Source organism: Acidovorax sp. JG5 (assembly GCF_017939685.1).
GTDB lineage: Bacteria > Pseudomonadota > Gammaproteobacteria > Burkholderiales > Burkholderiaceae_C > Acidovorax.
The window spans coordinates 85983-100774 of sequence record NZ_JAGKSE010000008.1 but is presented as its reverse complement, the minus strand read 5'-3'; the positions used below and the strand labels follow the sequence as shown (position 1 = coordinate 100774).

General features: G+C 67.8%; 13 protein-coding genes. 9 read left to right on the top strand and 4 right to left on the bottom strand.

Going from position 1 to position 14792, the window contains the following annotated elements; translation table 11 throughout:
• The first annotated feature begins 13 nt into the window (after positions 1–13).
• On the top strand, positions 14–1276 hold the full coding sequence (gene flgL, locus J8G26_RS10830) for a flagellar hook-associated protein FlgL (protein ID WP_210568923.1): 1263 nt from the start codon (positions 14–16) through the stop codon (positions 1274–1276).
• Between the two features lie 75 nt (positions 1277–1351).
• Complete coding sequence (locus J8G26_RS10825; RefSeq protein WP_087743585.1) at positions 1352–2590, top strand: HDOD domain-containing protein; 1239 nt, start codon at positions 1352–1354, stop codon at positions 2588–2590.
• A 35-nt stretch (positions 2591–2625) separates the two neighbouring features.
• Here J8G26_RS10825 and J8G26_RS10820 read toward each other — a convergent pair whose 3' ends face one another.
• The gene (locus tag J8G26_RS10820; RefSeq protein ID WP_210568922.1) at positions 2626–4086 is read right to left on the bottom strand and encodes a PLP-dependent aminotransferase family protein; all 1461 of its coding nucleotides are present in this window, start codon (positions 4084–4086) and stop codon (positions 2626–2628) included.
• A 137-nt stretch (positions 4087–4223) separates the two neighbouring features.
• On the opposite strand from J8G26_RS10820, the gene J8G26_RS10815 reads away from it, so the two are divergent.
• From J8G26_RS10815 to J8G26_RS10785, 7 genes are all read left to right on the top strand, one after another.
• Positions 4224–4823: a LysE family translocator gene (locus J8G26_RS10815; protein ID WP_210568921.1), complete on the top strand. Its 600-nt coding sequence runs from the start codon at positions 4224–4226 to the stop codon at positions 4821–4823.
• Positions 4820–5749 carry a DMT family transporter gene (locus J8G26_RS10810; RefSeq protein WP_210568920.1) on the top strand — a complete coding sequence of 310 codons (930 nt, stop codon included), beginning with the start codon at positions 4820–4822 and terminating at the stop codon, positions 5747–5749. Before J8G26_RS10815 ends, J8G26_RS10810 begins: the two co-directional genes overlap by 4 nt.
• A gap of 178 nt (positions 5750–5927) precedes the next feature.
• A complete protein-coding gene (locus tag J8G26_RS10805) occupies positions 5928–7115 on the top strand; it encodes a PLP-dependent aminotransferase family protein (protein ID WP_210568919.1) in 1188 nt (395 codons plus the stop codon).
• 2 nt (positions 7116–7117) lie between these two features.
• A complete protein-coding gene (locus J8G26_RS10800) occupies positions 7118–7741 on the top strand; it encodes a glutathione S-transferase (protein ID WP_087743575.1) in 624 nt (207 codons plus the stop codon).
• Positions 7742–8237: 496 nt separating this feature from the next.
• On the top strand, positions 8238–9326 hold the full coding sequence (locus tag J8G26_RS10795) for a cyclase family protein (protein ID WP_087743573.1): 1089 nt from the start codon (positions 8238–8240) through the stop codon (positions 9324–9326).
• A 32-nt stretch (positions 9327–9358) separates the two neighbouring features.
• Entirely contained in the window at positions 9359–10615 is a 1257-nt protein-coding gene (locus tag J8G26_RS10790) for an ABC transporter substrate-binding protein (protein ID WP_210568918.1), read from the top strand.
• Positions 10616–10628: 13 nt separating this feature from the next.
• Complete coding sequence (locus tag J8G26_RS10785; RefSeq protein ID WP_210568917.1) at positions 10629–11750, top strand: SDR family oxidoreductase; 1122 nt, start codon at positions 10629–10631, stop codon at positions 11748–11750.
• A 26-nt stretch (positions 11751–11776) separates the two neighbouring features.
• Here the strand turns inward: J8G26_RS10785 and J8G26_RS10780 are convergent, their stop codons facing one another.
• The 3 genes from J8G26_RS10780 to J8G26_RS10770 are packed head-to-tail and all read right to left on the bottom strand — an operon-like array spanning position 11777 to position 14756.
• Positions 11777–12808, bottom strand: coding sequence for a phosphotransferase (locus tag J8G26_RS10780; protein ID WP_210568916.1), 1032 nt, complete (start codon positions 12806–12808; stop codon positions 11777–11779).
• Positions 12805–13578 carry a glucose 1-dehydrogenase gene (locus J8G26_RS10775; protein WP_210568915.1) on the bottom strand — a complete coding sequence of 258 codons (774 nt, stop codon included), beginning with the start codon at positions 13576–13578 and terminating at the stop codon, positions 12805–12807. The genes J8G26_RS10780 and J8G26_RS10775 overlap by 4 nt, the downstream gene beginning before the upstream one ends.
• On the bottom strand, positions 13575–14756 hold the full coding sequence (locus tag J8G26_RS10770; RefSeq protein ID WP_210568914.1) for an acyl-CoA dehydrogenase family protein: 1182 nt from the start codon (positions 14754–14756) through the stop codon (positions 13575–13577). Before J8G26_RS10770 ends, J8G26_RS10775 begins: the two co-directional genes overlap by 4 nt.
• Positions 14757–14792 lie beyond the last annotated feature (36 nt).

The window sequence follows — 14792 nt, the reverse complement described above, 5'->3', positions numbered from 1 at the left end:
AACGGAGTCCGTCATGAGCAACTCTCTATACCGGGTGAGCACCGCCAACCAGTACGACAACGCCCTGCGCAACATTGGCCAGCGCCAGACCTCCCTGTCCAACCTGCAGGAGAACCTGACCTCGGGCAAGCGCGTGGTGCGCGCCAGCGACGACCCGGTGGCAGCCGCGCAGGCCGAGCGCGCGCTGACGCGCATCAGCCGCATCCAGACCGAGCAGCGCGCTCTGGAAACACAGCGCAACGCCATTGCGCAGGCCGAATCCGCCATGGGCGACGCCGTGGGCCTGGTACAGAACGCACGCGAACTCATCGTGAACGCGGGCAACGGCACCCTGACGGCCAACGACCGGGCCACCATTGCCAACCAGTTGCAGAGCCTGCGCGAACAACTGTCGGAGGTGGCCAACCGCAAGGACACCAATGGCGTTCCGCTGCTGGGCGCCCTGGGCAGCGCACTGTCCCCATTCCTTGGGCCGCAGAGCACGTCGCCAGACTACGACTTCAACGGCCTGGAAGGGCAGTACAGCAGCACGGGGGTGGCCATTCCGAACACGCTGGACGGCGATTCGGCCTTCATGTTTCAGCCGCAGCGCGACGGGGTGTACAACGCCAGCGTCACCCGCGGCACCGGCAGCTCCCTGGTAACGAGCGCCATCACAACCTCCAACCGCGAGGCGCTGGATGGAGCGACGTATGCGTTGGCGGTGACCGCCACCAACGTGGACCTAGCTGCGGGCACGACCTCCCTCAGCTACACCCTGACCAAGACTGCCAAGGACGGCACGGAAACCACATCGACCGCGACCAGTGCACCCGTCAAGACTGGCCAACCCTTACCCATCACCATCAGCGAAGGCACAGATACGGTGATGTCATTCAGCCTCACTGGCACTCCCGTATTGGGCGATACCATCACCCTGCAACCCAGCGCCAGCGTGTTCAGCGTCCTCGACAGCGCGATCAACGACCTCCGCAGCGCGCCCAACAGCAGCGCCGCCAGTCAAGCCGTGGGCCAGGCGCTGGCCAACCTCGACACGGGGCTGGAGCGCATGCACAACATGCGCGGTTACGCAGGCGAGTTGCTCAACCGTGCAGACCGCATCACGGGCGACCAGGAAAAGCGCTCCATCCAGCTCGAAGACGACCGCTCGCGCGCCGAGGATCTCGATATGATCCAGGGCATTTCGGACTTCCAGAACCAGCAGGTGGGATATGAGGCTGCCCTCAAGTCCTATGCCCAGGTTCAGAAGCTGTCCCTGTTCAACTTCATCAGTTAAGGACGACCTGCTCGCGCGATGGGGGTCCACCCCGTCGCCAGGATCCGGCCCCGCTGTCTTATCGCTTCACCGCCCATGGTCCAATCCGTCCTCGGCAGCCTGATTCTTGGCTACCGCCCTTTGTGGAACCGGGCCCGCAAACTCGCGGGCATCCGGCTTTACGCCCAGAACGAGGCCGCCGCGGTGGTGGATGCCGCCCACCTGCTGCGCACGGTGCAAGAGCTGTGGTCTGCCAGCTCGCCGCCGTTGCTGCTGTCTGCGCAAACGCGCCAGCTTCTGTGCACGCTGCTGGATGAAGCGCCGCGCGGCGCCCCGTGGATCGAGGTGCGGGGCGACTGGCTGTCGGACACCGCCATCTTCAGCCGCGTCAAGGCGGCGCACCAGCGCGGCCTCAAGCTGGTGTGGCGTGGCGACATGGCCCGCCTGCCCGAGCCCGAGGTGGCGCGCTGCTTTGACAACAGCCTGCTGACGCTGCGCCCCGAAGACGCCGTGGCCGCACTGCAAACCACCCCCGCCCGCCCCGGTGACCCGGCCCCCGCAACCCGCAGCAAAAGCCCAGTGCTGGCCGGCCAGATGTATGAAAACATCGCCAGCCGCGCGCTCATGGAGCATTGCCTCGATCAGCAAAACGCCCTAGCCTTGGCCGGCTGGCCGGTGGAAGATGTGCTTTACGGCCAGCGGCACCAGTCGCCACAGCCCTCGCACGCAGTCATCGTGAAGCTGATGAAGGCGATTGACGCCGAGCAGTCGCTGGAAACCTTCGAAGAAATCCTGGGCGAAGACCCGCTCTTGGCCTACCGCTTCATGGTCTACACCAACTCGGCGGCGCTGGGCCTGCGCACGGGCATCGATTCGTTGCGCCGGGGGCTGGTGATGATGGGCTATGGCTCCATCAAGCGCTGGCTGTCCGATCAGCTGCCCCACGCCAGCACCAACCTGAACCTGCGGCCCGTGCGCGAGGCCATGGTGATGCGGGCGCAGCTCATGACGCATCTGCTGGATGCCGGTGTGGAAAACGACCTGCGCCGCGAAATCTACCTGTGCGGGCTGCTGTCGCAGCTGGACGATGTCATGGGCGAATCCCTGGGCACCATCCTGCGCCGCATCCCGCTGTCCGAGCGCATCTATGACGCCGACGTGCTGGGCACCGGCCCCTATGCCTCGGGCCTGCAGATGGCCCGCGCACTGGAATCGGACGACGCCAGCGTGATCCGCAAGCTGTGCGAAACCCATGAAATGGATCTGGAGGAAGTCAACCGCGCGCTATTGCGGGTGCTGGCCGATCTGGAAGTGGAACGCCCCGCCGCCGCCTGAACCTGCGCGGCCCGTTGCAGTGCAGCGCACCGTGGCTACCGGCTCTGCGCCACCACCCGCTGGAACACGCGCCAGAAGGCCGCGTCCTGCGTGGTGGTGAAGTTGATGCGCATCAGCGTGCAGGGTTGCCGGCTGGCGTGGAACAACGCCCCGGGCGCCAGCAGGTAGCCCTCGTCCAGCATGCGCTGGGCCAGCACGTCAGTGTCCACACCCGTCTCCACCCAGCCAAACAGCCCCGCCGGCTCGGCCGCAAAGCTGCAGCCGGCGTCCAGCGCCAGCTGCACGCTGCGTGCGCGTGCCTGGGCCAGGCGCAGGCGCATGCGCGCGGCATGGCGGCGCAGCTGGCCCTGATCGATGCACAGGGCCAGCGCCTTTTCCAGGATGGACGGTGTGGTCAGGGTGGACAGCAGCTTGGTGTCGAGCAGGCGCTCCACCAGATCGGGCGGCGCCGCCAGGTAGCCCACACGCCAGTTGGGCGCCAGGATCTTGGCGAAACCGCTCACGTAAATGGTGCGCCGCAGGCCGTCGAGCACCGACAGCCGCGTGGCGTGCTCGGGCGCGATGTGGCTGTAGGTGTCGTCTTCCACCACATGAAAGTTGTGCTGCTGTGCCAGCTGCAGCACCTGGTGCGCACTGCCGGGCGACAGGCAATAGCCCGTGGGGTTGTGGAACACGCTCACGCTCACGAACAGCTTGGGGGCGTGGGCCTCGCAATAGCGCGCCATCACAGCCAGATCGGGGCCATCGGCGTGGCGCGGCACGGGCAGGATGCGCATGCCCAGGGCATCAAGGCGCGCAAACTCCACCGACCAGCCGGGCTCCTCCACCATGACCGGGTCGCCGGGCCGCAGCAGGGTGCGGCTGACGATGTCGAGCGCATGGGTGGCGCCGACCGTGGTCATGATCTGCCCGGCCCGCGCGGGAATGTCCAGGCCCGCCAGCTTGCGCGCCAGCACCTGGCGCAGGCCGGGGTCGCCCATGGGGTCGCCATACTGCAGCGAGCCGTCTTGCAGCGCGCGGCTGCCGGTCACCTTGCGCACCGCTGCCGCCATGAACCCCGCCTCCAGCCAATCCGACGGAAACACGCCGGCGCCCGGCTGCGGATGGGTGGATGCCTGGTGGAACATGCCCCGGATCAGCGCCGTGGCGTTGATGCGCGACCCCGATGGCAAAGGCGCGGTGCCCGTGGCCGTCCTGAGGGCTACATTTGCTATATTTTGTATAGCTGATTGCGCTTGCCCCTCCTGCGCTTGCGCCCCATTTTGCACAAAATCGCGTACAAAGAAACCACGTTGACTGCGCGCCTCCACCAAGCCCTGGGCCTGCAACTGGTCGTAGGCCGCGACCACGGTGTAGGGGCTCACGCCCTGCTGGCGCGCGCATTCGCGCACCGACGGCAGGCGAGTGCCCGCAGGCAGCAGCCGCGAGCGGATGCGCTCGGCAAAACGCTCGGCCAACTGTTCGGTCAGTGTGTGGCTGCTGGAACGGGTAAGCATGGGAAGGGCCTTGTGCAGAAATGCCGACTGTGCTGAAACAATCACCACTACAGATGGCGTGATTGTCAGATTAACTGTACCGGCACTGTATTGCAATTACCTCTACAGTAACAGCCTACCTTTTTCTTTTCAGCGCCATGCCACCTGTTGAATTCACTGCCCTGCTGGCACTGGCCACCGCCATGAGCTTCAGCCCCGGCCCCAACACCACGCTGTCCACCGCGCTGGCGGCCAACCGCGGGTTGCGCCACGCGATGCGTTTTGTCTGCGCCGTGCCCGTGGGCTGGAGCGCGCTGCTGCTGCTGTGCGCGGGCGGCCTGGGGGCTGCGGTGCTGGCGCTGCCCGCGCTGCGCTGGGGCATCAAGGCCGTGGGCATTGCCTATCTGGTGTGGCTGGCCTGGAAGCTCAGCCAGAGCGGCCAGCTCGGCGAGGCCGACGCCGCCCGCATGGACGTGGGTTTCTGGCAAGGGGCGGCGCTGCAGTTCGTGAACATCAAGGCCTGGCTGCTGTCGCTGACCATCGTGGCGGGCTGGATCATCGGGCGCGAAGACAGCCTGCAGCGCCTGGCCGTGGTGCTGCCGGTGATGGCGTTGTTTGCGCTGTCCAGCAATTTTGTGTATGCCGCCGTGGGCGCGCTGCTGCGCCACTGGCTGGCGCACGGCCGGCGCCTGCTGTGGTTCAACCGTGCCATGGGCTGCGTGCTGGTCGTCACGGCCGCATGGATGGTGCGCACATGACCGCGCCCAGCCACTACCCTGCCCACCCCCATGAGGCCCGCGGACTGGCCCTGGGCCTGCTCGGCGTCACCATTTTTGCCCTGACCCTGCCCATGACCCGCCTGGCCGTGGGCACGCCCGATGCCCCGCTGATGTCGGGCCTGTTCATCGCCATGGGGCGCGCGGCCCTGGCCGGGCTGCTGTCGGGGGCGCTGCTGCTGGCCCTGCGGGCACCGCTGCCGCAGCGCTCCGACGCCCGGCCACTGGTGCTGACAGCGCTCGGTGTGGTGTTTGGCTTTCCGCTGCTGACGTCGGTGGCGATGCGCCACGTCAGCGCCGTGCACGCCAGCGTGATCGTGGGCGTGCTGCCGCTGGCCACCGCAGCCGTGGGAGCGCTGCTGCACCGCCAGCGCCCGTCGCCAGCCTTCTGGGCCTGCGCGGTGCTGGGCACGGGTCTGGTGGTGACTTTTGCCGTGCTGCGGTCGGGCAGTGCCGGGCTGGCGCTGCACCCGGCCGATGTACTGCTGCTGGGCGCCATGCTGTGCGCGGCCGTGGGCTATGGCTTTGGCGCGCGGCTGTCGCAGCACATGCGGGCCGAGTTCGTGATCTGCTGGGCGCTGGTGATCTCGCTGCCGGTCACGGTGCCGCTGGCGGCGCTGTCGTGGCCCGCCGTGCCCCTGCCCGCGCAGGCCTGGGCTGGCTTTGCCTATGTGTCGGTGTTTTCGATGTGGCTGGGCTTCTTTGCCTGGTACCGGGGCCTGGCGCTGGGCGGCACGGTGCGCGTGAGCCAGGTGCAACTGGTGCAACCCTTTCTGGGCATGCTGTTTGCCGTGCCCCTGCTGGGCGAGGGCCTGGACGCGGCGAGCGTGGGCTTTGGCCTGGCCGTGATGGCCACCGTATTGCTGGGCCGCCGCATGCCGGTGCGCGCACCGCCCCGTCCGGGATGATGATGACACCCCGCCACACACCCACGGCCACATGGCGAATGGCGCTGCGCACAGGGCGGACCCGGCGGGTTAAAGTGCGAGCCCATCGCCCACCCGCAGGCTCCTGCACCGCCGCACAGCGGCACTTTTTATCGGATGACAAGCGCGCCCCTGCCGGGCGCCCACTGGAGATGACTGCATGACGAACTGGACCCTGGCCGCACGCGCCGCCAAGATGAACCCTTCCGCGATCCGCGAGATCCTCAAACTGACCGACAAGCCCGGCATCATCAGCCTGGCCGGTGGCCTGCCCTCGCCCAAGGCGTTCCCCCTCGAAGAATTCACCGCTGCCTGCAACACCGTGATGGCGCGCGACGGCGCCGCCGCCCTGCAATATGCCACCAGCGAGGGCTACGCCCCGCTGCGCCAGGCCGTGGCCGACATGCTGCCCTGGGCCGTGGACCCGGACCAGGTGCTGATCACCACCGGCTCGCAGCAGGCGCTGGACCTGATCGGCAAGGTGTTTCTCGACAAAAACAGCCGCATGCTGGTGGAAACGCCCACCTACCTGGGCGCGCTGCAGGCCTTTGCGCCGCAGGAACCGATGGCCGTGAGCGTGGCCAGCGACGACGACGGCATTCTGGTGGACGACTTTGCCGCCCAGGCCGGCAGCGGCGCCGACAAGGCCCGCCTGGCCTATGTGCTGCCCAACTTCCAGAACCCCACGGGCCGCACCATGACCGAGGCGCGCCGCGCTGCGCTGGTGGCCAAGGCGGCCGCGCTGAACATTCCGCTGATCGAAGACAACCCCTATGGCGACCTGTGGTTTGGCGAAGCCCCACCCGCGCCCCTGACGGCGCGCAACCCCGACGGCTGCATCTACATGGGCTCGTTCTCCAAGGTGCTGGCCCCGGGCCTGCGCATCGGTTACATCGTGGCGCCCCAGGCCATCTATCCCAAGCTGCTGCAGGCCAAGCAGGCGGCCGACCTGCACACGCCCGGCTTCAACCAGCGCGTGGTGGCCGAGGTGATCAAGGACGGTTTTCTGGACCGCCATGTGCCCACGATCCGCGCCCTCTACAAGCAGCAGCGCGACACCATGCTGGCCGCACTCGAGCACGAGATGGCCGGCCTTGACGTGCAATGGACACGCCCGGCGGGCGGCATGTTCCTGTGGGTGCGGCTGCCCGATGGAGTGGATGCGCAGGCCCTGCTGCCCGAGGCGGTGGAGCGCAACGTGGCCTTCGTGCCCGGCGCGCCTTTTTATGCCGACCACCCCGACACCCGCACCCTGCGCCTGTCGTATGTCACGGCCACCAGCGACGAGATCCGCACCGCCATCGCCGCGCTGGCAGCGGCCATCCGCGCGCACCAGGCCAGGGGCTGAGCATGCTGCGGCTGTGGGGACGGCTCTCGTCCATCAACGTGCGCAAGGTGGTGTGGACGGCGCAGGAACTGGCGCTGCCCTTGCAGCGCACCGATGCGGGCGGTCAGTTCGGCATCGTGCGTGATGCGCATTACCTGCACCTCAACCCCAACGGCCTGGTGCCCCTGATCGAGGACGAAGGCGGCGTGGTGCTGTGGGAGTCGAACACCATCGTGCGCTACCTGTGCGCCCGCTATGCACCCGGCCAGCTCTATCCCGACGCGCTGCCCGCCCGGTTTGTGGCCGAGCAGTGGATGGACTGGCAGCAGACCGCACTCAACCCGGCCGGGCGCGACGCCTTCATTCAGTGGATCCGCACACCGGCCGCGCAGCGCAACGAGGCGCTCATCCGCCACTCGGTGGCCGCCACCGAAGCGCTACTGGCGCTGCTCGACGCCCATCTGGCGCGCCAGCCCTTCATGGCGGGCGAGCACTTCACCATGGCCGACATTCCGGTCGCCTGCGAAATCCACCGCTGGTGGGGCCTGCCCCAGGAGCGCACCGCCCGGCCTCACCTGGAGCGCTGGTTCCAGGCCCTGCGCGAGCGCCCCGGCGCACGCGGCGTGCTGGACCAGCCGCTGTCCTGATTCCTTCCCTTTCGCGGCCCCGCCATGCACCACCGCCCTTCAAAACAGCCTGTAGCGCTTACCCAGTAAGCGTTAGCAGCTATCAAAACAGGAATTGGCACCATATCTCTTCCTTCCCACCCTGGCCAACATCGAAGCCGCCGCGCCAGTGGTGTGCCGCGACTTCCCGCCCACGCCGCAATACCGCTGGGGCCTGCCCATGCAAAGCACCAGCGAGCGTGGCGCTCACCGGCGGCAATGTGGATGCACCCGTATTCGCGCAGACGCCCGCAGCAGCCTGAAACACCCCGGTCGGTAGTTTTGCTCAACGAAACCATCTCTGGCAACGCCACCTGATCCGCACACTGATTTGCGCGAAACGCCGCGTCAGACGGAAGGGTTTACCCGATATTTGATTTCATTCCTCGAAATATTCACCACGGGGTTTGACATGGGCCGCCTGCGCCCAACACCATAGTCTCCACATCCGCGATCCACAGCGGCGGGAGACAACAGCATGCGATGGAAACAACGCCCACCAGGCTCGAACTGGGGCGACTTCGGGCCCGACGACCAACTCGGGCGCGCCAACCTGATTGGCCCCGAACAGGTGCGCAAGGGCGCGCAAGAGGTGCGCGAGGGGCGCAGTTTTTGCCTCTCGCTGCCGCTGGACCTGCCAGGCGGCAATGCACTCAACGCGCGGCGTCATCCGCCGCGCCTTTCGCCCACGCGCAATGGCGACCGGCCCTACCTCAACTTCCCGCTGGGCCACGTGTACGCGGGCGCCACCGATGTGATCAGCGATGACCAGGTGCTGCTCTCGCTGCAGTACTCCACCCAGTGGGACTCGCTGGCCCATGTGGGTTCGCTGTTCGACTCCGAGGGCGACGGCCAGCTGCGCACCACCTATTACAACGGCTACCGGGGCCACGAACATGTGCTGGGGCCCGTTGACCATGGCCTGCCGCAGCGCGACGCGCAGGGCGCGCCCGGCCCCTACCGCCCCGTGTGCTGCGCGGGTCGGCCCGCCGACGCCAGCGTGGCGCGTGCCCTGGGCGTGGAAAACCTGGCCAGGAAAGGCATGCAGGGCCGCGGCGTGCTGGTGGACCTGGCCCGCGTGTACGGCACGGATTTCCAGGACATCGGCTACGAACAGCTCATGCACGCCATGGCGCAGTGCGGCGCCACGGTGGAGCCGGGAGACATGCTGCTGCTGCGCACCGGCTTTGCCGGCGTGGTGCTGTCCATGCAGGGGCAGCCCGACGCCGAGCGCCTGCACCACAGCTGCGCGGCGCTGGACGGCAGCGACCAGCGCTTGCTGCAATGGATCACTGACAGCGGCATCGCGGCCCTGGTGGCCGACAACTATGCCGTGGAGCGCCACCCGCCCACCCGCGTGCCGCAGGACGGTTCGCCCTATGCCGTGGTGCCGCTGCACGAGCACTGCCTGTTCAAGCTCGGGCTGCCGCTGGGCGAGCTGTGGTATCTGGACGAACTCGCCGAGGCACTGCACGCGCTGGGGCGCACGCGGTTCTTCCTCACCGCGCCGCCGCTGCGCCTGCCCGGCGCCGTGGGCTCGCCCGTCACGCCCATCGCCACCATTTGATTCCCGCTAGCCACACACTCAAGGAGACAAGCATGAACCGCCACACCCCCCGCAGCCCCCTGCCACGCGCATGCCGCGCGCTGTGCACCAGCCTGGCCCTGCTGGCCGCGACCACCGCGGTCACAGCGCAGGACGCAAAGATTTCCGACGACACCGTGCGCCTGGGCATCCTCACGGACCTCAGCGGCCCATTCGCCGACATCACCGGCCCGGGCAGCGCGGCGGCCATCCAGATGGCCATCGACGACTTTGGCGGCCAGGTGCTGGGCAAGAAGATCGAGCTCATCGTGGCCGACCACCAGAACAAGGCCGACATCGCCTCCAGCAAGGCACGCGAATGGTTCGACACCGGCAAGGTGGACGCCATCATGGACGTGGCCGTCTCCGCGCCCGCACTGGCAGTGCTGGAAGTGGCCAAGCAAAAGCAAAAGGTCGTCGTCTTCAACGGCCCCGGGCTGGACCGCCTCACGGGCGACCTGTGCATGCCCAGCACCGTGCACTACGTGTACGACACCTATGCCCTGGCCAACGTGACGGCCAGCGCCATCACCCAGCGCGGCGGCAAGGACTGGTTTTTCATCACCGCCGACTACGCCTTCGGCCACAGCCTGCAGGAGCAAGCCAGCGCCGTGGTCACGGCCCAGGGCGGCAAGGTGCTGGGAGCCGCCAAGCACCCCATCGCCGCGACGGACTTCGCCTCCTTCCTGATCAGCGCACAAAACAGCAAGGCCCAGGTCGTCGGTCTGGCCAACGCGGGTGGCGACACGGTCAATACCATCAAGGCTGCGCGTGAGTTCGGCCTGACGCAGGGAAAAAACAAGCAAACCCTGGCCGGCCTGCTCATGTACATCAACGACATCCACGCCATCGGCCTGCGCACTGCGGGCGGTTTGATGCTCACCGAAGGCTTTTACTGGGACATGAACGACGAGACGCGCGCCTGGTCCAAGCGCTACTTCGAGAAGATGAAGAAGATGCCCAACATGAGCCAGGCAGGCGCCTACTCGTCCACCATGCACTACCTCAAGGCCGTGCAGGCCGCCAAGACCGACGACACGGCCCAGGTCATGGCCAAGATGAAGGCCACGCCGATCAACGACTTCTTCGCAAAGAACGGCCGCATCCGCGAGGACGGCCGCATGGTGCACGACATGTATCTGTTCGAGGTCAAGTCGCAGGCCGAATCCAAGTACCCCTGGGACTACTACAAGCTCTTGGCCACGGTGCCGGGCGACAAGGCCTTCCTGCCGCTGGCGCAGTCCAAGTGCCCGATGGTCAACAAGAAGTGAGGGCGCCTTCGCCATGACGACACCCGAGAAGACCGCCCTCATCGTGGGCGCCACCGGTGTGGTGGGCCAGGCCTGCCTGCGCCACTTCGCCAGCCTGCCCGGCTGGCGCGCCATCGGCGTGGCCCGCCGCCCCATCACCCCGCCGCCCGGGGCCGAGGCCCTGCAGCTGGATCTGCAGGACAGCAACGCCTGCGCGGCGGCACTGGCTGGCCGCGACGACATCACCCATGTGGTCTATGCCGCGGTGTACGAGCAGCCCGGCGGGCTGGTCGGCGGCTGGCGCGACCAGGACCAGATGCGCACCAACCTGCAAATGCTGCGCAACGTGGTTGAGCCGCTGGACCGCCCCGGCGGCGCGCTGCGCCACGTCACCATCATGCAAGGCGGCAAGGCCTACGGCGTGCACATTCACCCCGAAATCGCGGTGCCAGCGCGCGAGCGCTGGCCGCGCGACGCACACGAAAACTTCTACTGGCTGCAGGAAGACTTCCTGCGCGAACGCCAGGCCAAGGCGGCGTGGCACTTCACCATCATGCGCCCGCGCATCGTCTTTGGCGACGCCCTGGGCAGCCACATGAACCCGATCCCGGCCATCGGCGTCTATGCCTGGCTGCGCCACGAGCAGGGCTTGCCCCTGGCCTACCCCGGCGGCCCCGCGCGCGTGAACCAGGCCATCGACGCCGACCTGATCGCCCAGGCCTGCGCCTGGGCTGCAGACGCGCCCAACGCACGCAACGAAACCTTCAACCTGGAGAACGGCGACGTGTTCGTCTGGCAGAACGTCTGGCCCACCATCGCCGAGGTGCTGGGCATGCCCGTGGGCGAGCCCGAGCCGCAATCCCTGGGCACCACCCTGCCGGGCCAGCAAAAAGCGTGGGAGCGAATCGTCAACAAATACCAGCTGGCCGCCCCGCGCGCGCTGGCGGCCTTCATCGGCCAGGGCGCCACCTACGCCGACTTCCAGATGAACCATGGCAAGACCGGGCCCCTGCCGCCCGTGATCATGAGCTCGGTGAAGATCCGCCAGGCAGGTTTTGCGGCCTGCATGGACACCGAGGACATGTTCCGCAAGTGGTTCGGCCAGTTGCAGCAACGCCGGCTGCTGCCCAGTGCCGACGAGGCCCGCGCACGCTGAATGCGCGCGGGCTGCGGGCCCCTGCGCTACCGCGCTGTGTGGCGCTGCGCCCACTCCCAGCCCAGCAGTGCCAGCGGGCCGGCCTTGCGCCCGGTTTCCTCGGCATCGGCCGACGCCGCACTTCCATCGGCTGCGCGCTGTGCAATGCCGTAGAGGATGGCCGCCATGCGAAACAGGTTGTAGGCCATGTAGAACGACCAGTGGCCCTGCGCATCGCGCCCCGTGGCTGCACGGTAGTCGGCCAGGTACTGCGCCTCGGTAGGAATGCCCAGCGCGGGCAGGTCCAGCCCGCCGATGCCGCGCCACAGGGCGGGCGGCACGTTCCAGGCCATGCAGTGGTAGGCCAGGTCGGCCAGCGGGTCACCCAATGTGGACAGCTCCCAGTCGAGCACGCCGATCACGCGCGGCTCGGTGGGGTGGAACACCAGGTTGTCGATGCGGTAGTCGCCGTGCACCAGCGTGGTTTCGTCCGCCGCGGGCACCTGTGCGGGCAGCCAGTCCATCAGCCGGTGCATGGCCGGGTCCAGCGGCACCGTCAGCGCACGGCATTGGCGCGACCAGCGGTCGATCTGGCGTTCGACATAGCGCCCCGTGCGGCCGTAGTCCGCCAGGCCCACGGCCACATGGTCCACGCTGTGCAGCGCGGCCATCACGCGCCCCATCTCGCGGTAGAGTGCGCCGCGCTCTGCGGGGGTGCTGTCCGGCAGGGCCGGGTCCATGAACACGCGGCCCGGCAGGAAATCCATCACGTAGAACGGTGTGCCGACGATGGACGCGTCCTCACAGTAGGCCCGCATGCGCGGCACCGGCACATCGGTTTCCTGTAACGCCCGCATGACGCGGTATTCGCGGTCAATGGCATGCGCCGACGGTGCCAGAACACCGGCCGGCTTCTTGCGCACCACGTAGGCGTGTTCACCGGCCATAACACGAAAGGTGGGGTTCGACTGCCCCCCCGACAGCGGGGCTGCCTGGATCGCTTCGTTGCCCGCAAGACCCTGGTCGCACAGGTAGTCGGCGAGCGGCCCCAGGGGCAGGGTTGCGGCGCCGGCGCTCATAGCGAACTCACCAGGTGTGCGCCGTCCACGGCCACCGTGGCGCCCGACATCGCGGCGCCAGCGTCCGATGCCAATAGCAGCAGCGGACCGTCCAGGTCGTTCAACTCGCCAAAGCGCCGGCTCGGGATGCGGTTGCGCAGCTTGTCGCCCGCGTCGCTGGTCAGGAACTCGCGGTTCAGGTCGGTCACCACATAGCCCGGCAGCAGCGCGTTCACGCGGATGCGGTGGCGCGCCAGTTCCAGCGCCATGGCCTTGGTGGCCTGCACCACGCCGGCCTTGGAGATCGCGTAGGGCGCCACGCCACCAGCCACGCGCTCGCCCAGGATGGACGCCACGTTGACGATGCTGCCGCCCTGCCCGGCCGCCACCATGCGCCGCGCGGCCTCGGTGGCGACCAGCCAGCAGCCCTTGAGGTTGGTGTCCAGCACCTGATCAAAGTCCGCTTCGGTCTGCTCCAGCAGCGGCCGCGTGACGGTGACGCCGGCGTTGTTCACCACGACATCAGGGGCGCCCCAGCTGGCCAGCGCATCCAAGCAGGCGCGCACGCTGGCCCCGTCGGAGACATCGATCGACAGGGCCCGCGCCTGTCCACCGTCCTGGGTGATGCTGTCGACAACGGCCTGCAGCTTGTCCGCACGGCGTGCCGCCACGGCCACGCGCGCACCAGCCTGTGCGAGCAAGCGTGCGAAGTGCGTGCCCAGCCCGCTGGACGCGCCGGTGACCAGCACCACGCGGCCATCCAGGCGAAAACGATCGATGGCCGCGCTCATGCCTGCGCCCCTGCCTTCTCGGCCTGGTGGACCAGCTTGCGCGCCATGCTCCAGCGGTGCACTTCGCTGGGGCCGTCGTAGATGCGAAAGGCGCGCATGTCGGTAAAGATGCGCATCACCGGCGACTCGGACGTGACACCCGATCCGCCCAGCATCTGCACGCTGCGGTCCACCACGCGCCACTCGGCCTCTGAGCACACCACCTTGGCACGGCTCGATTCGAAATTGCATTTCTCACCCTGGTCCAGCAGCCATGCGGTGTGCCAGATGTGCAGGCGCGCGGTGTGCAGGTCCATGTCGTTGTCGGCCAGCATGAAGCCCACGCCCTCGTGCTCGGCCAGCGATTTGCCGAAGGCCTGGCGGCGGCGCGTGTAGGCCAGCGCCGCATCGTGGGCGCGGCGCGCCTGGCCCAGCCAGCGCATGCAGTGCGTCAGGCGCGCGGGCGCCAGGCGCACCTGGGCGTAGCGAAAACCCTTGCCGATCTCGCCCAACACGTCGGCGGCGGGTATGCGCAGGTTGTCAAAGCGCAGCACGCCATGCCCGCCCGTAAAGCAGCTGTCCATGGCGTCCATGCTGCGCTCCAGGGTGATGCCGGGGCGGTCCATGTCGGTGAGGAACATGGTGGCCGCGCCGTCTTCCATGCGCGCCATCACGATGGCATAGTCCGCACCCTCGGCACCGGTGATGAACCACTTGAGCCCGTTGATGAGGTAGTCATCGCCATCGCGCACCGCCGTGGTGGCCAGCATGGAGGGGTCGGCACCCGCGCCTGGCGAGGGCTCTGTCATGGCAAAACACGAGCGGGTGTGGCCAGCCACCTGCGGGCGCAGCCAGCGCTCTTTCTGCGCCGGCGTGGCCACTTCTTCCATCAGGTGGATGTTGCCTTCGTCGGGTGCGTGAATGTTGAGTGCCGTGGGGCCAAGCCACGAATAGCCCGCTTCCTCGAACACTGCGGCCTTGGCCACATGGCTCAGACCCAGGCCGCCCATTTCCTTCGAAGCGTGGGGCGTGAGCAGGCCGGCGGCACGGGCGCGCGCGACCAGCTCGCGGCGCAGCGCCTCGCTGGGGCCATGAGACGACTGGCGTTCGTCGTTTTCGAGCGGGATGATCTGTTCGGCAATGAACTGCCGCGTCTTGTCCCGCAGTTCCTTGATCTCAGGTGGCAAATCGAAGTCCATGGAGCTTCTCCTTCGGGTGGGGTGGGTCGTGAAAAC